Source organism: Mycobacterium sp. D16Q13 (assembly GCF_002013375.1).
In the GTDB taxonomy this organism is placed as follows: domain Bacteria; phylum Actinomycetota; class Actinomycetes; order Mycobacteriales; family Mycobacteriaceae; genus Mycobacterium.
On sequence record NZ_MAEW01000011.1, the window covers coordinates 207,825 to 231,359 of the forward strand.

25 protein-coding genes are annotated in these 23,535 nt (G+C 65.6%); 13 read left to right on the forward strand and 12 right to left on the reverse strand.

The genetic code is table 11. The annotated features are described in order from the left end of the window. Nucleotides 1–3 precede the first annotated feature (3 nt). Nucleotides 4–1,104: a uroporphyrinogen decarboxylase gene (gene hemE / locus B4400_RS13970; RefSeq protein WP_170915003.1), complete on the reverse strand. Its 1,101-nt coding sequence runs from the start codon at nucleotides 1,102–1,104 to the stop codon at nucleotides 4–6. 106 nt (nucleotides 1,105–1,210) lie between these two features. Here hemE and B4400_RS13975 point away from each other — a divergent pair, with 106 nt between their 5' ends. The 3 genes from B4400_RS13975 to B4400_RS13985 all read left to right on the forward strand — a co-directional run bounded on the left by B4400_RS13975 (nucleotide 1,211) and on the right by B4400_RS13985 (nucleotide 3,700). After that, nucleotides 1,211–1,747 (forward strand): DUF3000 domain-containing protein, encoded by a 537-nt coding sequence (locus B4400_RS13975; protein ID WP_286142094.1) that lies wholly within the window; start codon nucleotides 1,211–1,213, stop codon nucleotides 1,745–1,747. A gap of 22 nt (nucleotides 1,748–1,769) precedes the next feature. Further along, on the forward strand, nucleotides 1,770–2,972 hold the full coding sequence (locus B4400_RS13980; protein WP_078310920.1) for an HRDC domain-containing protein: 1,203 nt from the start codon (nucleotides 1,770–1,772) through the stop codon (nucleotides 2,970–2,972). Between the two features lie 68 nt (nucleotides 2,973–3,040). Next, complete coding sequence (locus B4400_RS13985; protein WP_078311129.1) at nucleotides 3,041–3,700, forward strand: CatA-like O-acetyltransferase; 660 nt, start codon at nucleotides 3,041–3,043, stop codon at nucleotides 3,698–3,700. On the opposite strand, the gene dxs is transcribed toward B4400_RS13985, so the two are convergent. The 4 genes from dxs to B4400_RS14005 all read right to left on the reverse strand — a co-directional run bounded on the left by dxs (nucleotide 3,697) and on the right by B4400_RS14005 (nucleotide 10,192). Continuing rightward, a complete protein-coding gene (dxs, locus tag B4400_RS13990; RefSeq protein WP_078310921.1) occupies nucleotides 3,697–5,610 on the reverse strand; it encodes a 1-deoxy-D-xylulose-5-phosphate synthase in 1,914 nt (637 codons plus the stop codon). The two genes, B4400_RS13985 and dxs, sit on opposite strands and share 4 nt — an antisense overlap. Nucleotides 5,611–5,631: 21 nt before the next feature. Continuing rightward, on the reverse strand, nucleotides 5,632–6,930 hold the full coding sequence (gene nhaA / locus B4400_RS13995) for a Na+/H+ antiporter NhaA (RefSeq protein ID WP_078310922.1): 1,299 nt from the start codon (nucleotides 6,928–6,930) through the stop codon (nucleotides 5,632–5,634). A gap of 100 nt (nucleotides 6,931–7,030) precedes the next feature. Further along, complete coding sequence (locus B4400_RS14000) at nucleotides 7,031–8,197, reverse strand: class I SAM-dependent RNA methyltransferase (RefSeq protein WP_078310923.1); 1,167 nt, start codon at nucleotides 8,195–8,197, stop codon at nucleotides 7,031–7,033. Then, entirely contained in the window at nucleotides 8,198–10,192 is a 1,995-nt protein-coding gene (locus B4400_RS14005; protein WP_286142097.1) for an APC family permease, read from the reverse strand. It abuts the gene before it with no gap. A gap of 131 nt (nucleotides 10,193–10,323) precedes the next feature. On the opposite strand from B4400_RS14005, the gene B4400_RS14010 reads away from it, so the two are divergent. Both B4400_RS14010 and B4400_RS14015 read left to right on the forward strand, forming a co-directional pair. Then, nucleotides 10,324–11,013, forward strand: a complete 690-nt coding sequence (locus tag B4400_RS14010; protein WP_139360249.1) for a potassium channel family protein — start codon at nucleotides 10,324–10,326, stop codon at nucleotides 11,011–11,013. Next, the gene (locus B4400_RS14015; protein WP_078310925.1) at nucleotides 11,010–11,669 is read left to right on the forward strand and encodes a potassium channel family protein; all 660 of its coding nucleotides are present in this window, start codon (nucleotides 11,010–11,012) and stop codon (nucleotides 11,667–11,669) included. Before B4400_RS14010 ends, B4400_RS14015 begins: the two co-directional genes overlap by 4 nt. Nucleotides 11,670–11,676: 7 nt before the next feature. Here B4400_RS14015 and B4400_RS14020 read toward each other — a convergent pair whose 3' ends face one another. Together B4400_RS14020 and B4400_RS14025 are read right to left on the reverse strand one after the other, a co-directional pair. Beyond that, nucleotides 11,677–12,423, reverse strand: coding sequence for a DUF3159 domain-containing protein (locus B4400_RS14020; protein WP_078310926.1), 747 nt, complete (start codon nucleotides 12,421–12,423; stop codon nucleotides 11,677–11,679). Beyond that, on the reverse strand, nucleotides 12,424–12,795 hold the full coding sequence (locus B4400_RS14025) for an OB-fold nucleic acid binding domain-containing protein (RefSeq protein WP_005057265.1): 372 nt from the start codon (nucleotides 12,793–12,795) through the stop codon (nucleotides 12,424–12,426). Nucleotides 12,796–13,021: 226 nt separating this feature from the next. Here B4400_RS14025 and B4400_RS14035 point away from each other — a divergent pair, with 226 nt between their 5' ends. Continuing rightward, nucleotides 13,022–13,684: an alpha/beta fold hydrolase gene (locus B4400_RS14035; RefSeq protein ID WP_078310927.1), complete on the forward strand. Its 663-nt coding sequence runs from the start codon at nucleotides 13,022–13,024 to the stop codon at nucleotides 13,682–13,684. Between the two features lies 1 nt (nucleotide 13,685). Here the strand turns inward: B4400_RS14035 and sigI are convergent, their stop codons facing one another. Next, the gene (sigI, locus tag B4400_RS14040) at nucleotides 13,686–14,564 is read right to left on the reverse strand and encodes an RNA polymerase sigma factor SigI (protein WP_078310928.1); all 879 of its coding nucleotides are present in this window, start codon (nucleotides 14,562–14,564) and stop codon (nucleotides 13,686–13,688) included. A 130-nt stretch (nucleotides 14,565–14,694) separates the two neighbouring features. Between sigI and B4400_RS14045 the strand changes: the two genes are divergently transcribed. Both B4400_RS14045 and B4400_RS14050 read left to right on the forward strand, forming a co-directional pair. Then, entirely contained in the window at nucleotides 14,695–15,555 is an 861-nt protein-coding gene (locus B4400_RS14045; RefSeq protein WP_078310929.1) for an NAD(P)H-binding protein, read from the forward strand. 38 nt (nucleotides 15,556–15,593) lie between these two features. Continuing rightward, complete coding sequence (locus B4400_RS14050) at nucleotides 15,594–15,998, forward strand: nitroreductase/quinone reductase family protein (RefSeq protein WP_078311131.1); 405 nt, start codon at nucleotides 15,594–15,596, stop codon at nucleotides 15,996–15,998. A 28-nt stretch (nucleotides 15,999–16,026) separates the two neighbouring features. Here B4400_RS14050 and B4400_RS14055 read toward each other — a convergent pair whose 3' ends face one another. After that, nucleotides 16,027–16,776, reverse strand: a complete 750-nt coding sequence (locus B4400_RS14055; RefSeq protein WP_078310930.1) for a DUF3710 domain-containing protein — start codon at nucleotides 16,774–16,776, stop codon at nucleotides 16,027–16,029. Continuing rightward, the gene (gene dut, locus B4400_RS14060) at nucleotides 16,776–17,246 is read right to left on the reverse strand and encodes a dUTP diphosphatase (RefSeq protein ID WP_170915004.1); all 471 of its coding nucleotides are present in this window, start codon (nucleotides 17,244–17,246) and stop codon (nucleotides 16,776–16,778) included. Before dut ends, B4400_RS14055 begins: the two co-directional genes overlap by 1 nt. Between dut and B4400_RS14065 the strand changes: the two genes are divergently transcribed. Then, nucleotides 17,239–17,751 (forward strand): DUF3093 domain-containing protein, encoded by a 513-nt coding sequence (locus B4400_RS14065; RefSeq protein ID WP_212566650.1) that lies wholly within the window; start codon nucleotides 17,239–17,241, stop codon nucleotides 17,749–17,751. The genes dut and B4400_RS14065 overlap by 8 nt on opposite strands. A gap of 31 nt (nucleotides 17,752–17,782) precedes the next feature. Here B4400_RS14065 and B4400_RS14070 read toward each other — a convergent pair whose 3' ends face one another. Beyond that, nucleotides 17,783–18,085 carry a DUF4193 domain-containing protein gene (locus B4400_RS14070; RefSeq protein WP_005057245.1) on the reverse strand — a complete coding sequence of 101 codons (303 nt, stop codon included), beginning with the start codon at nucleotides 18,083–18,085 and terminating at the stop codon, nucleotides 17,783–17,785. 202 nt (nucleotides 18,086–18,287) lie between these two features. On the opposite strand from B4400_RS14070, the gene cei reads away from it, so the two are divergent. Beyond that, nucleotides 18,288–18,935 carry an envelope integrity protein Cei gene (cei, locus tag B4400_RS14075; RefSeq protein ID WP_078310932.1) on the forward strand — a complete coding sequence of 216 codons (648 nt, stop codon included), beginning with the start codon at nucleotides 18,288–18,290 and terminating at the stop codon, nucleotides 18,933–18,935. On the opposite strand, the gene B4400_RS14080 is transcribed toward cei, so the two are convergent. Then, the gene (locus tag B4400_RS14080) at nucleotides 18,932–19,756 is read right to left on the reverse strand and encodes an inositol monophosphatase family protein (RefSeq protein ID WP_078311133.1); all 825 of its coding nucleotides are present in this window, start codon (nucleotides 19,754–19,756) and stop codon (nucleotides 18,932–18,934) included. The genes cei and B4400_RS14080 overlap by 4 nt on opposite strands. Nucleotides 19,757–19,912: 156 nt before the next feature. On the opposite strand from B4400_RS14080, the gene ppgK reads away from it, so the two are divergent. From ppgK to B4400_RS14095, 3 genes are all read left to right on the forward strand, one after another. Then, nucleotides 19,913–20,716 carry a polyphosphate--glucose phosphotransferase gene (ppgK, locus tag B4400_RS14085; RefSeq protein ID WP_078310933.1) on the forward strand — a complete coding sequence of 268 codons (804 nt, stop codon included), beginning with the start codon at nucleotides 19,913–19,915 and terminating at the stop codon, nucleotides 20,714–20,716. Nucleotides 20,717–20,878: 162 nt separating this feature from the next. Next, on the forward strand, nucleotides 20,879–22,279 hold the full coding sequence (locus B4400_RS14090) for an RNA polymerase sigma factor (protein ID WP_502688398.1): 1,401 nt from the start codon (nucleotides 20,879–20,881) through the stop codon (nucleotides 22,277–22,279). A gap of 165 nt (nucleotides 22,280–22,444) precedes the next feature. Further along, nucleotides 22,445–23,410: a sulfite exporter TauE/SafE family protein gene (locus B4400_RS14095; protein ID WP_078310935.1), complete on the forward strand. Its 966-nt coding sequence runs from the start codon at nucleotides 22,445–22,447 to the stop codon at nucleotides 23,408–23,410. Nucleotides 23,411–23,535: the final 125 nt, after the last annotated feature.

Genomic DNA, 23,535 nt, shown 5'->3' on the forward strand with positions numbered 1-23,535 from the left:
AGTTCACAACGAATGCACCAGCGCCACCGCATCGGTGAGTACCGCCGGGTCGGTATCCGGCAGCACCCCGTGCCCCAGATTGAAGATATGCCCGGCAGCACCGTGGGCGACGGCCTGGCGCCCCTCGCCCACGATTCGGCGCACCTCACGCTCGACCACCGGCCACCCGGCCAACAGCACGGCCGGATCGAGGTTGCCCTGCAAGGCTTTTCCGGAGCCAACCCGGCCCGCCGCGACATCCAATGGAGTGCGCCAGTCCACACCGACCACCGTGGCGCCGGCCTCCCCCATTGCACCCAACAGCTCGGCGGTGCCCACCCCGAAGTGCGTCATGGGCACGCCCGCGTCGGCGAACTCATCGAAAATCCTTGCGCTGTGCGGCAATACCGCAGCCCGGTAATCTGCCAGCGACAGCGCGCCCGCCCAGGAGTCGAAGAGCTGCAGCGCGTCCACACCGGCATCGAGCTGCGCGCGCAGGAACGCGATGGTGATATCGGTCAGCGCGGTCATCAGCGCGTGCCAGGTCTGGGGGTCGCCCTGTAGCAGCGCCTTCGTGCGCTGATGGTGGCGGCTCGGGCCACCCTCGACAAGGTAAGAGGCCAGCGTGAAGGGGGCACCGGCGAAGCCGATCAGCGGAGTGGCGCCCAGCTCGGCAACCAACAGTCGCACGGCATCGCTGACAGCCTCGACCTGTCCGGGCTCCAGGCGCGGCAGTGCCGCCACATCGGCGGTGGTGCGTACCGGGTTGGCGATCACCGGTCCCACATCGGGAACGATGTCCAGATCGATCCCGGCGGCCTTGAGCGGCACCACGATGTCCGAGAACAAGATGGCGGCGTCAACCTGGTGCCGGCGGATCGGCTGCAGCGTGATCTCGCAAACCAGTTCAGGTTTAAAACAAGCGTCCAGCATGGCGTGGTCGGCGCGTACCGCGCGGTACTCGGGCAGCGAACGCCCGGCCTGCCGCATGAACCACACCGGAGGGCGGCTGGGAACCCTGCCCGCGGCAGCCGCGAGGTAGGGAGAAAGCGGCAGTTCACGACGGGTTTTTGCCTCCGTCGCGCGATCTTCGTTCAATCCGGTCATCACTGCCCATGCTGCCATGGCAACCTCGTACGGCGCGCCTTCGGGAGCATGTCGGCCCGGCGCGCTAGCGTTCATTGCTGTGACGTCTGCCGAACCAGCCCCGTTCCGCGCGGCGGTCGACGCGATGAACTCCGTGACCGCGCGTCCGGAGATTGAGCTGGGCACTATTCGTCCCCCGCAGCGGCTGGCTCCGTTCAGCTACGCACTCGGCGCGGAGATCAAGCACCTCGATACCGATCACGTGCCCGAACAATCCGAGGGTGACGCCTTCGGCAGGCTAATCCTGTTGCACGACCCTGATGGTGATGAGGCGTGGAACGGCACGATGCGACTGGTCGCCTATATCCAGGCCGATCTGGATGCCTCCGAGGCCGTCGATCCGTTGCTGCCGGAAGTTGCGTGGAGCTGGCTCGTGGACGCGTTGAACACGCGCACCGCGGACGTGACGGCGTTGGGCGGAACTGTGACCGCAACCACCTCCGTCCGCTACGGCGATATCGCCGGTCCGGGACGTGCTCACCAGTTGGAGCTGCGGGCGTCCTGGACCGCCACCGGTACCGACATCGGGACCCACGTCGAGGCGTTCTGCGAGGTACTGGAGCATGCGGCTGGCCTGCCACCGGTGGGTGTGACCGATCTGGGGTCGCGCCACCGCGCCTAGGGCCTACGCTGCTGATTCAGATATGGACAACGACTCCGAGCTTCCCGAACCGACTCCGCTGCTTCGCCCCGCCGAAGGGGTGCCGCCACTCACCGCCTCGACGGATGAGATCCGCATGGCCGCAGAACGTTTGGCGTCCGGAACCGGCGCCTTCGCCGTCGACGCCGAGCGTGCCTCCGGATTCCGGTACTCCAACCGGGCCTACCTGATCCAGATCCGCAGACGCGGCGCGGGAACGGTGCTGCTGGACCCGACTAATGTTCCGGACGCCCTGGGACCGATCGTCGAGGTGCTGGGCGCCGACGAATGGATCTTGCACGCCGCCGACCAGGATCTGCCGTGCCTGGCCGAAGTGGAGATGAGACCGCCGTCGCTCTACGACACCGAACTGGCCGGGCGCCTCGCCGGTTTCGAGAAGGTAAACCTGGCGGCGATGGTGCATCGACTGCTTGGCCTGGGCCTTGCCAAGGGACATGGCGCCGCCGACTGGTCCAAACGTCCCCTGCCGGACGACTGGCTCAACTACGCGGCGCTGGACGTCGAGGTGCTCATCGAACTGCGCGAGAAGATCGCCAAAGTTCTCGACGAGCAAGGCAAGACCGAATGGGCCCGGCAGGAGTTCGAATACCTTGCGCACGTGCCTGCCTCGGCCACCCGACGGGACAACTGGCGCCGCACCTCTGGAATCCACAAGGTGCGCAAGCCCGGACAGTTGGCGGCCGTCCGCGAATTATGGCTCAGCCGTGATGAACTGGCGCGCGCACGAGACGTAGCCCCCGGCCGGACGCTACCCGATTCAGCGATCGTCGAAGCGGCGATGGCCGACCCGAAGACGCGCAACGAGCTGATCGCCCTCCCGGTCTTCGGCGGTCCCCGGCAGAAACAGCAGGCCGATCGGTGGCTCACGGCGCTGGCGAAAGCCCGCGACGCAGCCACCCCTCCGCCGGTCAATGAACCCACCATCGGGCCACCGCCAGTGTCGCGATGGTCCCGACGCAAACCCGAGGCCTACGCGCGCCTGGAGGCCGCACGCACGGTCCTGTCGGCGCTCTCCGAGCAGATCTCGGTACCCGTGGAGAACATTGTCACCCCGGAGATCGTGCGGCGGCTGTGCTGGGACTGGGACGGAAACGGGGACGTCGAGGAGCTACTCGCCAGCCACGGCGCGCGCCCATGGCAACGGGAACTGACGGTGCCGATCCTCACCGAGGCGCTGACCGACTAGCCGGGGCGAACTCGCCGGCCGGCGAAATTGAGTTGCACGGCCGCGCAGGACGCGCTCTGCTGATCTCCATGGCGACCCTTGAACCCATCGATGTGCAACAGTGGCCACGCAGTGAATGGTTCGCGCACTATCTCGACCGCTGCCCCACCTACTACTCGATGACGGTCGATCTGGACGTCACCGACCTCCTCCGGGCAATTCGCGCATCCAGCCGCAAGACATATCCGACACAGATTTGGGCATTGGCGACCGTCGTGAATCGTTATCCGGAATTCCGCATGGCCCTTGACGATCAAGGAAATCCGGGAATCTGGGACACCGTGGACCCGGCGTTCACCGTGTTCAATACCGACCGTGAGACCTTCGCGGGTATCAGCGCCAATTACAGCACCGACTTCGACGAGTTCCACACCGAAGTGGTCGACCTGCTGGCCGAATATCGGCACTCCTCAACACTTTTCCCACAAGGATTGCCCCGGCCCCGGAATGTGTTCGATATCTCCAGCATCCCGTGGACGAGCTTTTCCGGCTTCACGCTGACCATCGCCCCCGGCTGGGAACATCTGTCCCCCATCTTCACCGTCGGCAAGTTCCATGAGCAGGACGGCCAAACCATCATGCCGCTGGCGATGCAGATTCACCATGCGGCGGCCGACGGGTACCACAGCGCGCGCCTCGTAGAAGAGCTACGCGAGATCCTCGCCACTCCGGACTGGGTACGGGGTTAGTCCACCTGTTCGGAAACCGGACTGTCGGCGGCTTCGCGGCTCATCGCGGCCACCCAACCGGTGATCTTGCGGGCGATGTGCTGATCGGTCAAACCGAGCTGCTCAAGAACCTGCCCCCGCGACGCGTGGTCCAGGAACTGTTGTGGCACACCGATATCCCGGCTAGGAATGTCCACATCGGCATCCTGCATCGCCGCGGTCACCGCACTGCCGGCACCGCCGTGTACGCCGCTGTCCTCCAGAGTTACCACCAGGCGATGCTGGCGAGCCAGCTCGATCACATGGTCGGGTACGGGTAGCACCCAGCGCGGGTCGACGACGGTCACGCCAATCCCCTGCTTGCCGAGCCTCTCGGCCGTCGCCAACGCCGTCGACGCGAACGAGCCGACCGCCACCAACAACACGTCGGCATGCAATCCACTGAGCGGCCGCGCCAATATGTCGACGCCGTCGCGCCGCTCGACCGCCGGGATATCCTCGCCGACTTCACCTTTCGGGAAGCGCAGCGCGGTCGGTCCGTCATCGATCGCCAGGGCCTCGGTCAGCTCCTCACGCAGCCGCGAGGCATCACGCGGCGCGGCCACCCGCATTCCGGGCACCACGTTCAGGATCGACAGGTCCCACATGCCGTTGTGGCTGGCCCCGTCGCTGCCGGTGATCCCCGCGCGGTCCAGCACGAACGTCACCGGAAGCTGGTGCAACGCAACGTCCATCATCACCTGATCGAAGGCACGGTTCAGGAAGGTGGAGTAAATCGCCACCACCGGGTGCAGGCCGCCCATCGCGAGCCCGGCCGCGGAGGTGACGGCATGCTGCTCGGCGATACCGACGTCGAAAAGCCGATCGGGGAAACGCTCACCGAACTTGCTGAGCCCGGTCGGACCCGGCATGGCCGCGGTGATCGCCACGATATTGCGGTGCTCGCTGGCCACATCGATCAATGAATCGGAGAACACTGACGTCCAGCCCGGAGCCGAAACATTGATGGAGCGGCCGGTTTTCGGGTCGATTATGCCGGTGGAATGCATCTGCTCGGCCTCGTCGTCCTCGGCAGGCGCGTACCCCATGCCCTTGCGGGTAATGACGTGCACGATGACCGGGCCGCCATAGCCGCGGGCGCGGCGCAACGCATCCTCGACCGCATGCTCGTCGTGACCATCAACGGGCCCAACGTATTTGATCCCCAGATCGGTGAACATCACCTGCGGAGATACCGCGTCCTTGACCCCCACCTTGAGGCTGTGCATCAACGCGTACGCCAGCGGTCCCACCACCGGCATGCCGCGCAGCAGCTTCCTGCTCTCGTCAAGCACCTTCTCGTAGGTGGGGGTGAGCCGCAGCCCGGCCAGATGGGAGGCGAGCCCACCGATGGTCGGCGCGTAGCTTCGCCCGTTGTCGTTGACGACGATGATGATGCGCCGATCGGCGGCGGCGATGTTGTTCAGAGCCTCCCAGCACATGCCGCCGGTGAGCGCGCCATCGCCGACCACCGCGACGACGTGGCGGCGGCGTTGCCCGGTCAGCTCGAATGCCTTCGCGAGTCCATCCGCGTAGGAAAGCGCCGTCGACGCGTGACTGGATTCCACCCAATCGTGTTCGCTCTCGGCCCGGCACGGGTACCCGGACAGGCCGTCCTTCTGACGCAGCGTGTCAAAGTCTCCGGAACGTCCGGTCAGGATCTTGTGCACATACGCCTGATGCCCGGTGTCGAAGATGATCGGGTCATACGGGGACTCGAACACACGATGGAGGGCCAGCGTCAACTCGACGACACCCAGGTTGGGCCCCAGGTGGCCGCCGGTCGCGGCGACCTTATGGATCAGGAACTCGCGAATCTCGTCGGCGAGCAAGTCCAGCTCTCGCTTCGAGAGACCCTGCAGGTCACCCGGCCCTCTGATGTCGTCAAGCATCAGGTCAGTCTACGCAGCGATTCAGATTCGGTCGCTTGGAGCGGAGCCAAAAACATCAGGCACTCCATCGTGGTCGGCATCGAGGGTCTCCTTGGCCTCGATGCGCCGATATGTCCGGTTGCGCAGCCTCAACACGACCGAAGCCACGGCCGCCGATGTCAGCGATCCGGCGAGCACACCGACCTTGACGTGCTCGGCGGCCGACCCGGCACCGAACGCCAATTCGCCGATGAGCAGCGACACCGTGAAGCCGATCCCGGCGAGCAGCGCCACGCCGACGATATCCAGCCAGCTCAGATCGTCATCGAGACTGGCCCGCGTGAACCGCGCCAACAGATACGTCGTCAGGAAAATCCCTATCGGCTTGCCCACCAGCAGGCCCAGGACCACACCCAATGCCACCGGATCCAGCAGCGCCTGCCAGAGCCCGGAGAACCCGCCGAGGGTGACACCCGCCGCGAAGAACGCGAATACAGGCACCGCGACACCCGCAGACAACGGTCGCAGCCGGTGTTCGAATCGCTCGGCCATACCGTGCACATCGGTACGTCCGTCCCTCCTCAATACCGGGACGGTGAATCCGAGCAGCACGCCCGCCACGGTGGCGTGCACACCCGAGGCGTGCACCAGCGCCCACGCGGACAGTGCCAGCGGCAGCAGCAGCCACCATTCCCGGCGGCGATGCTGCACCGCCAGCGCGAACAGCGCGAGGGGAACGAGCGCGAGGCCCAACGGCCCCCAATGCAGCTCATCGGTATAGAAGACCGCGATCACGATGACAGCGAGCAGATCGTCCACCACCGCCAGGGTCAGCAGAAAGGTGCGCAGCGCGGATGGCAGATGCGTTGAAATCACGGCGAGCACGGCGAGCGCGAAGGCGATATCGGTGGCGGTGGGGATCGCCCAGCCACGCATCGCTTCGCCGCCACCGGAGGCGTTCACCGCCAGATAGATGGCGGCCGGAACCAGCATGCCGCCGATCGCAGCGACAATCGGCAACGCGGCGCGACCCGGGTCCCGCAGATCCCCCGCCACGAATTCGCGCTTGAGTTCCACACCGACAACGAAGAAGAAGATCGCGAGCAGCCCATCGGTCGCCCAGCCCGCGAGAGTCAGGTTCAGGTGCAGCCGCTCCGGACCGACGGTGATGGCACCCAGCCGGTAGTACCACGAGCTCCAGGGAGAGTTCGCCCAGAGCAACGCGGTCAGCGCCGCCAACACCAGCAGCACGCCGCCGACGGTTTCTTTGCGCAAAATCCCAGCGACGCGCGACGACTCCGCCCACGTTCCGCGGGTAAAGACGCGTTGACTCAGGCGCATGGGTCGGTGTCCGTTCTGCTGGCAGGGCAAAGTACCGCCGACCAGACTTCCCGGCACACCCGAGGAGTTACTTTATAAGATCTTTACGCCGGGCGCCGTCTCATCGGGTGAGCAGCGCGAAGCTCTCGATGTGATGGGTCAGCGGGAACGCGTCAAACAGCCGCAGCTCACGCACCCGATACCCGCGCTCCAGGTACAAGCCCACATCGCGCGCGAATGCCGCTGCTTCACAACCGATATGGATAACTCTCGGCACGCCGGCATCGGCGATTCGCCCGATGACCTCGCGTCCGGCACCCGCTCGGGGCGGGTCCAGCACCGCGACATCGGCCTTACCCAGATCGCGCATGGCGTTCCGCACCGAACCGCAGATCATGGTGACCTGACGCAGATCTCCCAATGCACTCTTGGCACTACGGAACGCCGGACGTGAGGTGTCGACACTGACAACACGTCCCGTGCGTCCCACCGCCTCCCCCAGCACCGCCGCGAAAACCCCGACACCGCCGTACAAGTCCCAGGCAGTCATCCCCGGCTCCAGCTCCGCCCATTCGGAGACCAGCCGGCTGTACGTTTGCGCCGCGTCACGATGCGCTTGCCAGAAGGCCGTAACCGGCACCAACCAGTGCCGGTCCCCCACCTTCTGAACCGCGACGTCCTCGCCTTCGACAACCGAACGCCCGCGCAACACGTGCCGGCGCCCCTGATCATCCAGCACGGCGTGCAGCGGACCCTCGGAACCGAGATCGGGTTCGTCCAGCCCATCGAGCAATCCCGGCACCACCTGAGCGCAGCGCAGGTCGGTCACCAGCTCATCGCTGTGATATCGGTGAAAGCCCGGTTGGCCCAGAGCATTCACATCCAAACGCACCCGAGTCCGCCACCCCGTGGAATCTCCGGCTCCGACCTGTTCGGCCACACCCTGCCACTCGTACTTGCCAAGCCGCGCCAACTGCTGGCTCACCACATCACCCTTGAGTTCGCGCAGATACGTGGGGTCGGCGAAAGACAGGTCACAGCAACCAGATTCGCCGCTACCGTGCGCGATGGGACATATCGGATCAATGCGGTGCGGTGACGGGTCGAGGACCTCGATGGCGGCGCCGTGCCAGAAGCTGGCTTGCCGGTCGTCGGTGATCTGCACACGCACCCGCTCGCCCGGTAACGCGTATCTGACGAAAATGACGCGCCCGTCGTGCCGGGCCACCACGCTGCCCCCGTTGGCAGGCCCGCCGGTCTGGACCTCCAGGATTTCGCCGATTGCCATCTAGGAATCGAACCCCCGCCGTGAGTCTCCTGGCGCGGACTGTTCGTCGAGCTCCCGGCGACGTTCGGACGAGTCAAGCTGCCACGGAACGGATGTGACCATGACGTTGGGTACGAACAACAGACGCCCCTTGAGGCGCAGCGCACTCTGGTTGTGCAGCACCTGTTCCCACCAATGTCCCACCACATACTCGGGAATGAAGATGCAGACGACCGTGCGCGGCGCTTCTTTACTGATGCGCTTGACGTAGTCGAGGATCGGCCGGGTGATTTCGCGATACGGGGAGGCGATCACCTTCAGTGGGGTGCTGAGATCGCTTGTCTCCCAGTCCCTGACGAGCTCCCGAGTGTCCCGATCGTCAACGCTGACGGTGATGGCCTCCAGGACATCGGGGCGGGTGGCACGGGCATAGGCAAGGGCGCGCAGTGTGGGCTGATGCACCTTCGACACAAGGACGACGGCATGGGTACGGCTGGGCAGCACCACCTCTCCCTCGTGGTTGTCCAGCTCGCGGGCCACCGTGTTGTAGTGCTTGTGGATCATCTTCATGAGCACGAACAGCAGGCCCATTGCCAAGATCGCGATCCACGCTCCGGCAAGGAATTTGGTGACCAAGACGACGAGCAGCACCGCGCCGGTCATGATGAAGCCGATGGTGTTGATCACGCGAGAACGCATCATCTTGCCGCGCACTGCCGGATCGGTTTCGGTCTTGAGCAACCGAGTCCAGTGCCGCACCATGCCGATCTGGCTGAGCGTGAACGACACGAAGACACCGACGATGTACAGCTGGATGAGCGCGGTCACCTCGGCCTTGAACGCCACCACGAACAGGATCGCGACGGCCGACAAGAAGATGATGCCGTTGGAGAACGCCAGCCGATCGCCGCGCGTATGCAGCTGGCGCGGCAGGTAACGGTCCTGCGCCAGAATCGATCCGAGCACCGGGAAACCGTTGAACGCGGTGTTCGCGGCCAGCACCAAGATGAGCGCCGTCACCACGGTGATGAACAGGAAGCCGATCCGGAAGTCACCGAACACCGCCTCGGCCAGCTGCGCGACCAGGGTCTTCTGGTGATAGTTGGCGGGAGCACCCACCAGTTGCGTGGCGGGGTCCTCGGCGATCTTGGCGCCGGTGCGCTCGGCCAGCAGGATGATCCCCATGAAGAGGGTGATGGCGATGCCGCCGAGGAGCAACAATGTAGTGGCCGCGTTGCGTGACTTGGGCTTCCGGAAGGCAGGCACGCCATTGCTGATGGCTTCCACCCCCGTCAACGCCGCGCACCCCGACGAGAAAGCCCGCGCGACAAGGAACACCAGCGCGAAGCCCAGGATGCCGTCGCCCTCACCATGCATCTCAAAGGAGGCCGACTCCGCCTTCAGCGGAGTACCGAGTACGTAGATCTGGAACAGCCCCCAGCCCAGCATGAGGTACATGCTGACCATGAACGCGTATGTGGGAATCGCGAACGCGGCGCCGGATTCGCGGACTCCGCGCAGATTCATCGACATCAGGATCACAATGGCGACCACCGCGAAGGTGACCTTGTGCTGCGCGACAAGCGGAATGGCCGAGCCGATGTTCGACATCGCCGAGGACATGGAAACGGCAACGGTCAACACGTAATCCACCAGCAGGGCACTGCCGACCGTCAGGCCCGCGGTAGGCCCGAGATTGGTGGTGACGACCTCATAGTCGCCGCCACCGGACGGATAGGCGTGCACGTTCTGCCGGTAACTCGCGACCACGACCATCATGACCGCGGCGACCGCAAGACCGATCCACGGCGTCAACGCATAGGCGGACATGCCCGCGACCGAGAGCACCAGGAAGATTTCCTCGGGCGCGTATGCCACCGAGGACAGGGCGTCCGAGGCGAAAACCGGTAGCGCGATGCGCTTCGGCAGCAGGGTATGGCCAAGGCTGTCACTGCGAAACGGGCGGCCGATTACCAGGCGCCGAGCCGCCGTCGACAGCTTGGAAAGCGTAGACACGAACGCCAACATTAGGCCACGCGAGCAATCGCGGTACGGTCTCACTTGACATCGCTGTGTCGGGTGCCGTGACGCGGCGTTCAGTATCGCGGTGAGTACTCAGACGAACGCCTATCCAGAAGGGTCTACCGGTGCGAGTAGTGGTGATGGGCTGCGGGCGCGTGGGGGCCGCACTGGCAGGAGGCCTGGCCAGGATTGGCCATGAGGTGGCGATCATCGACAAGGAGGCCTCCGCGTTCAACCGGCTCAGCCCCGAATTCACTGGCGAACGCATCGTCGGCATGGGTTTTGATCGCGACGTCCTATTACGGGCCGGGATCGAGCGGGCACAGGCATTCGCGGCGGTCTCCTCCGGTGACAACTCCAACATCATCTCGGCCCGGGCGGCCCGCGAGACCTTCGGTGTCGAGCGCGTCGTGGCCCGCATCTACGACGCCAAGCGTGCCGCCGTCTACGAGCGCCTCGGCATTCCGACCGTCGCCACCGTGCCGTGGACGACCGATCGTCTGCTGCATGCCCTCACCAGGGAAAGCGACACCACGAAGTGGCGTGATCCGTCTGGTTCGGTTGTCGTCACCGAACTCGCGCTGCACGAAGAGTGGATAGGCAAGCGCGTCACGGCGCTGGAGACAGCCACCGGTGCGCGGGCGGCCTTCATCATCCGATTCGGCACAGGTGTACTTCCCGACGCCAAGACGGTCATCCAGGACAGTGACGAGGTGTACGTGTCTGCGGTGTCCGGACGGGCCGCCGAGGCCATGGCGATCGCCGCGCAGCCGCCCGGCGAGGATGCCGACGACGACCACGGGGGTGCCCGATGAAGGTTGCCATCGGCGGCGCCGGCGCCGTCGGACGTTCCATCGCACGCGAGCTCATCGAAAGCCGGCACGAAGTCACCCTGCTAGAGCGCAATCCCGATCACATCGATCCAGAGGCCGTACCCGAGGCACATTGGCGGCTTGGGGACGCCTGCGAGATCAGCCTGTTGGAAGCCGAGGAACTGCACACCTTCGATGTGGTGATCGCGGCGACCGGTGATGACAAGGCCAATCTGGTGCTGAGCCTGCTCGCAAAGACCGAGTTCGCCGTGGCGCGTGTCGTGGCCCGGGTAAACGATCCGCGCAACGAGTGGCTGTTCGACGATGCCTGGGGCGTCGACGTCGCGGTGTCGACACCGCGCATGCTGGCATCCCTCGTCGAGGAGGCTGTCGCCGTAGGTGACGTGGTGCGACTCATGGAGTTCCGGCGCGGTCAGGCCAATCTGGTAGAGATCACACTTCCCGACGACACCCCCTGGGGCGGCAAGCCAGTACGGAAGCTCGATCTCCCCCGCGACGCGGTGCTGGTGGCGATTCTGCGCGGATCGCGGGTTATCCCGGTACAGCCCGATGAGCCTCTCGAGGGCGGCGACGAGCTGATCTTGGTGGCCACCGCCGATATCGAGGACGAGCTGCACCGCGCGGTGCTGCCGCAGTAGTCGCCGGCTAGCTGCTCGCCGGGGATTCCTCGGCCGCATTGTCGGTGTGGCGGCGCACGTAGCGAATCACCAGCAGGGTGACCAACGCGCCGACAGCGGTCAACGGCCAGCCCATCGCGATCTTCGTGCCACCCAGCCAGGCCGTGTTGCCCGCGACGTAGAGCCACTGCTGCACGACAAATCTGGTGGCGAACAACGCTATCCAGGCCACCGTCGCGATATCGAAGGCCGTGCGGATACGCCGGTCACCGCGCCACGACATGTCGCCGCCGGTGGCCCAGCTGTATGCGTAACCCACGATGGGTCGGCGGATGATCACCGATACCAAAAACACCGTGCCCCAGAAGAAGTTGGCCCAGATCCCAATGAGGAAGTAGCCCTTGGCCTCTCCCAACAGGTAGGCGATCAGCGCGCTGATGCCGACGCTGATGAACCCGGAGACTGCCGGTTGCAGCGATTCGCGGCGCACCAGGCGCCAGACCAACACCAGGGTCGCCGCCACCAGGGCAGCGACGATCGCCGGCATCAACGAGGAGATGCTGACCGCGACGACGAAAACGATCACCGGAATCGACGAATAGACGATTCCCTGCCATCCCCCGGCCTGATGCCACATCTCGTGCAGCGGAGAACTTCCCGGCTCCTCGGGCTTGGTGCCGGGCACGCTGAACTTCAGCTGCGGGCCCTCCGCGGTATCCGAGCCGACGTGCGCGCCGCCCGAGCCGTCCGGCTCGTGCGATGAGGTCTCTGGCACTTAGCGCTGAATCTCGTAGTACGGGTTGTGAATCACCTTGCCGCCGTTCTCAAGCTTGCCGAGTCGACCGCGCACCAGAAGAGTGCGGCCCGATTCGATACCGGGGATTCGGCGCTGGCCCAGCCAGACCAACATCACCGTGTCGGTGCCGTCGAACAGCTCGGCCTTCACGCCTGCCACGCAACCCTTGGAATTGGTCTCGACGGTGCGCAACGTTCCGCACATCGTGACCTCTTGGCCGCGCTGACAATCGATGACGCGCTGAGCACCGGTGGCGGCGGCGTCGTCACCGATCTTCTCGGCGTCTACTTGCTCCAGGTCCTCTGTCAGCCGACGAGTCAGTCGACGCAGATAACCGCCTGTGGTAGCCACTTCTCGTCCTGGCCTCTCAACATGCCCGATCGTGTGATCGCTCGTGGAGTCACTTGGCGCAAGCGGCTCATCGGTGCAACCGCCACGGTAGACCTTTGCACGCCCTGATGCCAGGCGGCCCCTGGGGGTGTTCCGCACACCGGGCAAGATCAGGTGCGTGACACCCATCAACGGTCGTGCCGCGAGCGGCCTATCCCCCGAACTTGATGGCCACACGGCTGTTCTCATGCCGGGCACCGGCTCCGATGACGACTACATTATGCGGGCCTTCGGCCCCGCTCTCAGCAGCGCGGGGGCCACCCTGGTCGCGGTGTGTCCAGAACCGAATAACCTGGTCAACGGCTACTTACGGGCACTCGACCGGGCCGCTCTAGGTGGCCCGATCGTCGTGGGCGGAATGTCCATCGGCACCGCCGTGGCCCTGACGTGGGCCCTGCGGAATCCCGGGGCGACGGTTGCGGTGCTGGCAGCGATGCCCGCGTGGACCGGAAAGCCGGAGAACTCACCGGCCTCGGTATCCGCGCGGATCACCGCGGAATCGCTGCGCGCCGACGGGTTGGCAGCGGTCACCGCTGCGATGCAGGCCAGCAGCCCCGCCTGGCTTGGAGCAGAGCTCACCCGCTCGTGGGCCGCCCAGTGGCCTGGTCTGCCCAGTGCCATGCAGGAGGTGTCGGCCTTCGTGAATCCGACGGCAGACGATATCCGCGGGCTGACCGTGCCCTTGGCGGTGGCGGCGGCCACCGATGATCCGATACATCCGCTCACAGTCGCCCAGGACTGGGCGTCCTGGGCGCCGCGCGCGGCACTGCGCACCTTCACCCTCGATCAGCTGGGCGCCGACCCGTCCTGCCTGGGCCGGGCATGTGTCGGTGCGCTGAGCGACATCTGAGTCACAGACGGCGGGCCGCGTGGTCGGCGGTGGCTTCGATCGTGAGCACCAGGCCATCGCGCACCGTCAGGGTGACCACCGCGAACAGCCTGCGCTGCGCGAAGGCCAGCAGAACCGGCTGCCCGAACGGCCCACCGACCAACGTGGCGCCGTGACCGAGATAGACGAGCAGGTTGGTCGCGACATCTGTGCGCCCACGATTGACCTGTGGCGGGGGCGCCGGGTCTCCGATGAGGGTGCCAACTCCCCAGACGCTGGGATCCAGAACCGCCATCAACCCGATGAGATCACCGTTGGCGCACGCGGTGACGAACTTTTCGATCAGCTGCCGGTGCTCGGCGCCGGTGACATCACCGGTGCGCGACGCGGACTGCTGGAATCTGGTGCGCGCACGTCGGGCAAGCTGCCGGCACGTGCCCACCGGACGGCCCACTGTCGACGCGATCTCCTCGAACGGGACTCCGAACACGTCATGCAAGACGAACGCGACCCGCTCGCCGGGACTCAAGGTGCGCAACACCTCGAGCAGGGCGCCACGCACCTCGTCGTCCAGAGTGACTCTCTCCGCGGGATCGGCACTCCCGGAAATATGCAGCGGTGCAGCGGATTCCACCGCCGATGCGACGCCGGTCTGCTCGCGGCGCGTCCGTGCCGAACGCAGCTGGTCCAGGCACAGCCTGCCGGTCACCACCGATAGCCAGGCACGCGGCTCGTCGATCTCCGTCTCATCGGCACGCGCCAGCCGCACGAACGCCTCCTGGGCGCAGTCCTCGGCATCCCCGATGTCGCCGAGCATTTGATACGCCAGATTGACCAGGTACGGATAGTGCTCACGCCAGGCCGCCGCCACCAGCGCGTCGTGCGTCGACGAGGAACTCATGTCACTACGACGATTCCGCGGCCCGGAAAGTTACCGCCCGCGCCGGTAACTTTTCGCGCCCGCGCCCCGTCGTACTCATGTGGCCAAAACATGGAAAGCCATCCGAACCTCCCGAATTGGAGTACCCGACATGACAATTCTCGTCACCGGCGCAACAGGCAATGTGGGGCGCCCGCTTGTGGACCTACTCATCGCCGCGGGCGCCGACGTACGCGCGGTCACCCGCCACCCTGAGCACGCGAATTTCTCGCCCCAGGTGAAGACCGTCGAGACGGCCCGAGCCGGTCTCAGCGGCGCCACCGCCGTCTTCCTGAATTCCCGGGCACTCGGCGAAGATCTCTCCGACTTTGTGGATCACGCTGTCCACGAAGGGGTTACCCGCCTGGTCGCACTCTCGGCGATCAACTGCGACGAAGACTTCTCCCGGCAACCATCGCGGTTCCGCGGTGATCGAAACAAGGAGGTCGAACGCTGCGCCGTCGATTCCGGGGTGGAATGGGTAAGCCTGCGTCCGACCGTCTTCGCGTCCAATTTTCTCGGGATGTGGGCGGGCCAACTCAAGGTCGGCGATGCGGTCCGCGGACCTCACGCGGCCGCCTCCGCCGCCCCGATCGCGGACCGCGACATCTCCGGGGTCGCGGCGCATGCCCTGCTCACGGACGACCTCGTCGGTCATCGCATCCCATTGACCGGTCCGCAGGCGTTCACCAACGCCGACCTGGTCGCGGTGCTCGGGGATGTTCTGCGTCGGCCGTTGCAATACCTGCAGGTCTCCGACGATCTCGTCCGTCAGCACTTCGCCGGTCTGGGGTTTGCGGCGGAATTCGCCGACGCGTACCTGGCCATGCAGGCGGCCACGGTGGCCACGCCCGCGGTTGTCACGCACGAGGTGGACCGGATACTCGGGCGTCCTGCGGAGACGTTCGCGGCCTGGGCTCACAGATTCCGGGCCGAATTCGCACGCGCCGAGTTCGCATCGCAGAAGGGATGACTGCCATGGCCAACATCCCACCGCGGTGGCTCACACCGATGAACAAGGTGGTGCGGGCATTTCACCGCCTCGGCATACCCACCGGTCCGGCGATGGTACTCACAGTCCCCGGCAGAAAGACCGGGCATCCCCGCCCCACGCCGATCACACCGTTCGAGATGGACGGTCAGCTCTATGCCGTGGGCGGCTACCCGGGCTCAGATTGGCCACGCAACGCCGCCGCGGCCGGTTTCGGAACTCTCACCCGGCGAAACCATGTCCAGCACGTCAAGATCATCAGCGTGCCGCCCGAGGCGGCGCGGCGGGCACTGCGGGAATTTGCGCTGAAGGTTCCGGTGGGCGTGCGGTTCGCAAAAAACGCCGGTTTGGTCCGTCACGGAACCCCAGATGAGTTCGAAGCCCTGGCCGGAACGCTGTCGGTGTTCCGGTTCGATCCCGACTAAACCCCAGGCCCGTGCTCGTCCGCCGGATCTAGCCGCCGGTGATCGTGGACCGCAGCTGCTGCATCGCTGACCCGGAGACACTGCGGCGGGCGACGGGCGTTGGGTCGTCCTGCGGGGCGGGTTCTTGAGCCACCGCCTCGGCTTCTGCCTGAGCCATCGCCTGCGCCTGAGCCGCCTGCAGCTGCTCCAGCATCGGTTCCGGCAGTGCGACCGGCAGCGGGGTACGCACCGGGTACGGGCTGTCATCGCGGCGAACGACCGTATCGGCCACCGCGTCGCGCGCCTCCTGCGCCAGTGCGTCGAAAGTCTCGGCGGGCCCCTGCAGCACGCACCGGATCATCCACCGGTAGCCGTCAACCCCGATGAAGCGCACTGAGCCTCCGTCGGCGACTCCCACCACCTCGCGGCCCCACGGACCGTCGGTGATGGAGACCTCCGCTGCTTCCTTGCGCAGCGATTCGGCCAGCTCACCCGCGATCTCGCGCCACAGTCCGGCAGATTTCGGCGCGGCGTAGGCAGCTACCGAGTAACGCCCGTTGGGTGTCAGCACGAAGACCGCACCGGGGGCACCCGAGGCGGTCAACTCAACCTGAATCTGTCCGGCCTCTGGCACCGGGATGAGTACCGAACCCAGGTCCAGGCGCCCGATTCCGGCATCTTCGGCACTGTCGAAGTCCTCGACTTCGTATGGGCCGTCGAATGTTTCGCCCAAGCCTGAAGCCGACGCATCGTCAGCATCGTCCAGGTCGTTAAGACCGCCACTTCGGTGTAAAGCCATCACAAACTCGCATGTCCGCCGCTGGATCCGTGCCCGCCCACACCGCGGGTGGTCACGGCCAGACCGGCCTCGTCAAAGGAATCCACTTCAACCAGCTCAGGCAACTCAACCTGCTGAACCAACAACTGCGCGATCCGGTCACCACGGGCGATGACGATCGGGGTCTCCGGGTCCACATTGATGAGGCTGAGCTTCACCTCGCCACGATACCCGGCGTCGATCGTGCCAGGACTGTTGACGATCGAAAGGCCCACGCGCGCAGCCAGGCCCGAGCGCGGATGCACCAACCCAACCATCCCGGTGGGGATGGCCACGGCGATACCGGTACCCACCAAAGCCCGGCGCCCAGGCTCGATCACGACGTCCTCGGCACTGTAGAGATCGACCCCCGCATCGTCGGCATGCGCGCGCGACGGCAGGGGGAGCTCTCGATCGAGGCGAACGATCGCCAATCTCGTAGGTGTGGGCACGATCGCCCAGACTACCCTTGGCCGCGTGACGGCCTCCCCCAACAACACGACCGATATCCGCTACGCCGAGCGGCTGTGGGTTCCGTGGTGGTGGACCCTGCCCGGCTTTGGTGCGGCAACCCTGCTCGGGCTGGAAATCAATCAGAGCATGCGCCAGCTGCCCAGCTGGGTGCCGTACCCAATCCTGTTCGCGATTGTCGCGGGAGTCCTGCTGTGGTTCAGCAGGATCCGCGTAGAGGTTGTTGCCGGACCGGATGGCGCCGCCGAACTGCGCGCGGGATCAGCGCATCTGCCGGTCAGTGTGATCGCTAAGTCTGCGGCCATTCCCGCCACCGCGAAGAGCTCGGCGCTCGGCCGTCAGCTCGATCCGGCAGCCTTCGTCGTGCACCGGGCATGGATCGGCCCGCTAGTCCTGGTGGTACTCGACGACCCGGAAGATCCGACGCCGTACTGGCTGGTGAGCAGCCGTCACCCCGATCGGGTGCTGGCTGCCCTACGGAGCTAGTACGCGGCTGGGCCGCGACTAGCTCCGACTCTCAGGCCGCGCAGTCGGTGCAGATCAGCTGGCCATTCTTCTCACTGGCCAGCCGGCTGCGGTGGTGCACCAGGAAGCAACTCGAACAGGTGAACTCGTCAGCCTGCTTCGGGATGACCCGGACCGAAAGTTCCTCGCCGGACAGGTCGGCACCTGGTAGCTCGAACGATTCGGCGGTTTCCGCCTCATCGACATCGACCACCGCCGACTGTGCTTCGTTACGACGAGCCTTGAGCTCCTCTAACGAGTCCTCTGACACATCGTCGGCGTCTGATCGCCTCGGAGCGTCGTAGTCGGTAGCCATGCGTCCATCCCCTTATCACCATCTCGTCTTCAAGCTTCTGCATTAGGCGCAGCAAGGCTTTGTACCAGGCTGAAACGGACACCACAAACTATTAGTGCCCGGATCCCGTCGGTTCTTTGTGTGATTTGCATCACAGGGCAGTGGACACCCAGTCTATTTCGCCGTCTGTCGCCTGGAAGTCAGCTGGCCTAGAGTGCCATCCGTGGTCGCAGACATCACCGAGGGCACCTCGGTAGACAAGTACGGGCGCCCGTTCCGCCGTAGGAACTATTTGCCAGCGCTATGCGTGGGGATAGTGCTCCTGGTCGTCACGGTATTCGTCTGGGCGTCGGCGCTCACCCAGGAAGCACCGGTCAAGGAGGCGACGGCATGCAACCCGCCCGCTCAGCAGACCGAGCCCGGGTCCGGGACCATCGGTAAGCCGGTGTCACGCTCCTCGTTGTCGGGAACCACGCCGGCGACGCTCAACAACGTCAAGGCACGTGTCCTCAATGCCAACGGCCAGGCCGGTCAGGCCGGGGATGTATCCACCGCGCTGCGCGATCTGGGATTCCCCTCACCGACCGCCGATAACGACCCCTTCTACCCCAGCGGATCGCGGCTGAACTGCGTCGGACAGATTCGTTTCGGGGAATCCGGATACGCCAACGCCCTGACGCTCTCGCTGGTCGCGCCGTGTGTCGAGTTCGTCGAGGACAAGCGATCCGACGATTCGGTGGATCTGGCGCTGGGCAGCGAGTTCACCGAACTCGCTGCCGGTAACGCGGTGACCTCGGCGCTCAACAGCCTCAAATCCGGTAACCAGGCCAACTCTGATCTCATCCTCAAGGCGCGGCAGAGCACCTGTTAGCCGGGAATCGGCGCCATCGCGCCGATATCGGTCAAGAGCTGCCCGAATTCCTCGGCGATCCCGGGCGCCATGGCCGCGATGAGGGTGCCGTCGGCGCTCCGGGCGTCCGCGTCGGGCAGCACGAGCACCGCACCGGCCTCACGTGCGATGAGAACACCGGCGGCCCAGTCCCACGGCCCCAGTCCGTGCTCGTACTGGGCATCAACGCGCCCCTCTGCCACCGCACACAGATCCAGCGCCGCCGATCCGATCCGGCGCACGTCACGCACCCTGGGCAAGAGCTGCGCGATCAGTTGAGCCTGACGTTCTCGCCGCACCGTCGAATACGCGAAGCCCGTAGCCACCAGGGCCAGCCGCGCCTCCCGCACTGGATTGCACACCAAGGGCCACTGCAGGCCATTGGCCTCACGCACGGTCGCGCCAAGGCCTGAGGCCGCCGAGAAGACGCGGTCGGCCGCGACGTCGGCTACCGCCGCCGCTACCGATATCCCGTCCACCTGAGCGGCCACTGACACGGCATACGCGGGAATGCCGTAGACGAAGTTGACCGTGCCGTCGATCGGATCGATCACCCAGCGCACGTGCGATGAGCCGCTCGCGCCCCCTCCGGTGACTCCGTCCTCCTCGCCCAGGATCGCGTCCTCGGGGCGCAACGCCGACAGCCGACGGCGCAGCAGCCGTTCACATTCGGTATCGACGAGAGTCACCGGGTCTGTCTCGGAAGTCTTGGTCCGCACGGAGGCCGCCCAATCGACGGTCCCGCGACGATGCCGTACGAATTCGGCGGCCTCGGACGCCAGCCGCACCGCTACCGAACGCAACGCTCCCGGATCGATTCCCACGCGTCTATCGCAGCACAGCCATGAGCGTCACGCGCGGCGTCCCCCGGGGCATTAGGGTGTCACTCGCATTCAGTCTGTTCCGGCTGTGTTCGACCGTGTTCGGCAGCCATCTAGACCCAGGGCCAAGGAGCGCCGATGACCGCCACCGAATCCGGACCGTCCGCACCTGCGACGCAAGCAGGCGAGACCACGCAGCAAGGGTTCGGCATCGATGTCGGCGGCAGCGGCATCAAGGGCGCGATCGTGGATCTGACTACCGGCGAGATGATCGGCGAACGGGTCAAATACCCCACTCCCCAGCCCGCCACGCCGACGGCCGTCGCCGAGACCATCGCCACAGTCGTGCGTGATTTCTCCTGGACAGGGCCCGTTGGCGTGACCTACCCGGGCGTGATCGTGCATGGCGAGGCGCGTACCGCCGCGAACGTCGACAAATCGTGGTTGGGCGTCAACGTCCACGACATCATCAGCGCCGAATTGAACGGCCAAACCGTCACCGTGCTCAATGACGCCGATGCCGCCGGAATGGCCGAGGACCGGTACGGAGCGGGCAAGGATCAGTCCGGCCTGGTCGTCCTCCTGACGTTCGGAACCGGGATCGGTTCCGCCGTCCTTCATAACGGAATCCTGTTGCCCAACACCGAGTTCGGACATATCGAGGTCGACGGCATGGAGGCCGAGCATCGTGCGGCGTCGTCGGTGAAGGAAAAGAACGATTGGAGCTACAAGCAGTGGGCTCCCGAGGTCACCAAGGTCTTGGAGGCGGTGGAGAACGCGCTGTGGCCCGATCTGTTCATCGTGGGCGGAGGCATCAGCCGCAAGGCCGACAAGTGGGTGCCGCTGCTGACGAATAGAACCCCGGTGGTGGCCGCTGCGCTGCAGAACACAGCGGGAATCGTCGGCGCGGCGATGGCCGCACACGCTGGCGTTTCACCTTAGCTTTTTCACAGGTTCTGCGCTGTTGTCGTTACAATGGCAAGCAGATAGCCGCACGCAGGGCCACGCAGGTGCTCCCCGGCAGCGACGAACATCAAGCAGACAGCCAAATTCTCGATTTTGCATGCCCATGCGCGTCGAAGAAGTAGCCAGGAAAGGGCGTACGTGGCAGCCACGAAAGCAGCTCCGGTAACGCAGGCCGCCGACGAAGCATCTTCGAAGACGACCGCCGTCAAGGCAGCACCCGCGAAGGCGCCGGCCAAGAAGGCACCCGCGAAGGCCGCCGTCAAGGCAGCACCCGCGAAGAAGGCACCAGCCAAGAAGGCCGCGACCAAGGCCCCTGCCAAGAAGGCGGCCCCCGCCAAGAAGGCACCGGCCAAGAAGGCCGCCGGTAAGGCGATCGATCCCGCTCTCGAACCGCAGGGCAGCCCCGAGGACGCCGATATCGAGCCCGGTGAGGATCTCGAGCCCGACCTCGCCGAGGACCCGGACATCGAGGCAGACCTCGCCGAGGTTGCTGTTGAGCCCGAGGCGGAAGCCGAAAGCGACGAGCCCTCCGAGAAGGACAAGGCATCAGGCGATTTCGTCTGGGACGAAGAGGAATCTGAGGCGCTGCGACAGGCCCGCAAGGATGCCGAGCTCACCGCCTCCGCGGACTCGGTGCGCGCCTACCTCAAGCAGATCGGCAAGGTGGCCCTGCTCAACGCCGAAGAGGAAGTTGAGCTGGCCAAGCGGATCGAGGCCGGTCTGTACGCGACCCAGATCGTCACCGAGCTGACCGAAAAGGGCGAGAAGCTTCCGGCCGCCCAGCGCCGCGACATGTCGTGGATCTGCCGTGACGGCGATCGCGCCAAGAACCACCTGCTGGAGGCCAACCTGCGTCTGGTGGTGTCGCTGGCCAAGCGCTACACCGGTCGCGGCATGGCCTTCCTGGACCTCATCCAGGAAGGCAACCTGGGTCTGATCCGCGCGGTCGAGAAGTTCGACTACACAAAGGGTTACAAGTTCTCGACGTATGCCACCTGGTGGATCCGCCAGGCCATCACCCGCGCGATGGCCGACCAGGCCCGCACCATCCGCATCCCGGTGCACATGGTCGAGGTCATCAACAAGCTCGGCCGCATTCAGCGTGAGCTGCTCCAGGACCTGGGTCGCGAACCCACGCCCGAAGAGCTGGCCAAGGAAATGGACATCACGCCGGAGAAGGTGCTGGAGATCCAGCAGTACGCGCGTGAGCCCATCTCGCTGGACCAGACCATCGGTGACGAGGGCGATTCGCAGCTCGGCGACTTCATCGAGGATTCCGAGGCCGTGGTCGCCGTGGACGCGGTGTCGTTCACCCTGCTGCAGGATCAGCTGCAGTCGGTGCTGGAGACGCTCTCCGAGCGTGAGGCCGGCGTGGTGCGTCTGCGGTTCGGTCTGACCGACGGCCAGCCGCGCACCCTCGACGAGATCGGTCAGGTGTACGGAGTGACCCGTGAGCGCATCCGGCAGATCGAGTCCAAGACCATGTCGAAGCTGCGCCACCCGAGCCGTTCGCAGGTGCTGCGGGACTACCTCGACTAAAGCCCCTTCCGCGCTGGCGGGGATGGGCGTGCGGGTATTCACAGTGGGGTGACAGGCCAGTCACAGGTTTCGATCACGGCAAGAACAACTGGCGAATTCAGAACCTGTCACCTCTACTGTCGAAACTCCTGCTAGACGTACAAATACCCGCCAGGAGCCCCTCCCGTGATCAAACTTCTCATCTTTACCCTTGTGGGTCTTGGCGCCCAGATCGTCGACGGGACGCTCGGTATGGCGTTCGGGGTGACGGCGACGACGCTGCTGGTATTCACCGGTGTCGGCGCCGCCCACGCCAGTGCGGCCGTGCACTTCGCCGAGGTCGCCACCACGCTGGCCTCGGGTGTCTCCCACTGGCGGTTCGGCAATGTCGACAAGCGTGTCCTGCTGCGATTGGGCATACCCGGCGGCATCGGCGCGTTCCTCGGGGCGACCGTGCTGTCACGGCTGTCCACGGAGTCCGCGGCCCCGATCACGGCAGGGATCTTGCTGGCCATCGGCGTGTACCTCATCTACCGATTCAGCACCAACCCGCCGCGTGGGAACTACGCGCCGACGACCCCGTTCTCGGCGAGATTCCTGGCCCCGCTGGGCCTGTTCGGCGGATTCATCGACGCCTCCGGTGGTGGTGGTTGGGGACCCATCACGACCAGCACGTTACTTACGAGCGGAAAGGCCGCTCCCCGCACGGTGATCGGCTCGGTAAGCGCCTCGGAGTTCATCGTCGCCGTCTCGGCGAGCATCGGCTTCCTGTTCGGGCTCGGCTCTGAGTTCTTCAACAATCTGATCGTGATCGCCGGGCTGGCCCTGGGCGGCGTGATCGCCGCGCCGATCGCCGCCTGGCTTGTCTCGCGCGTCAACTCGGTGGTGCTCGGCACCGCAGTCGGCGGCGTACTGGTGCTGACCAACGCCCGCACACTGCTGCGCTACTTCGACACTCCCGACTCGGTGCGTACGCCTATCTACCTGGTGATCGTCATCGCCTGGGCGGCACTGGTCGCGTACACGTGGCGCAAGGCCAAGCTCACCCCGGCCGAAGCCGCGGGAGACCTCAGCGAGATCGCCGGGGGCGCGGAAACCCCACGGGCGCCGGCAGACACGCCCGGCGACGATATCGCCGCCACCCCGAAGTAACGGCCAATAGCCAGACCCGCGGTGATCCGCGCGGGAATGGAGTAGCCCGCTACGCATGTCGAGCGGGTGCGCACGCGCACAGCATGGTGCCAACCCGGTGACCGTCATCGGGCTGGAATCGAAGG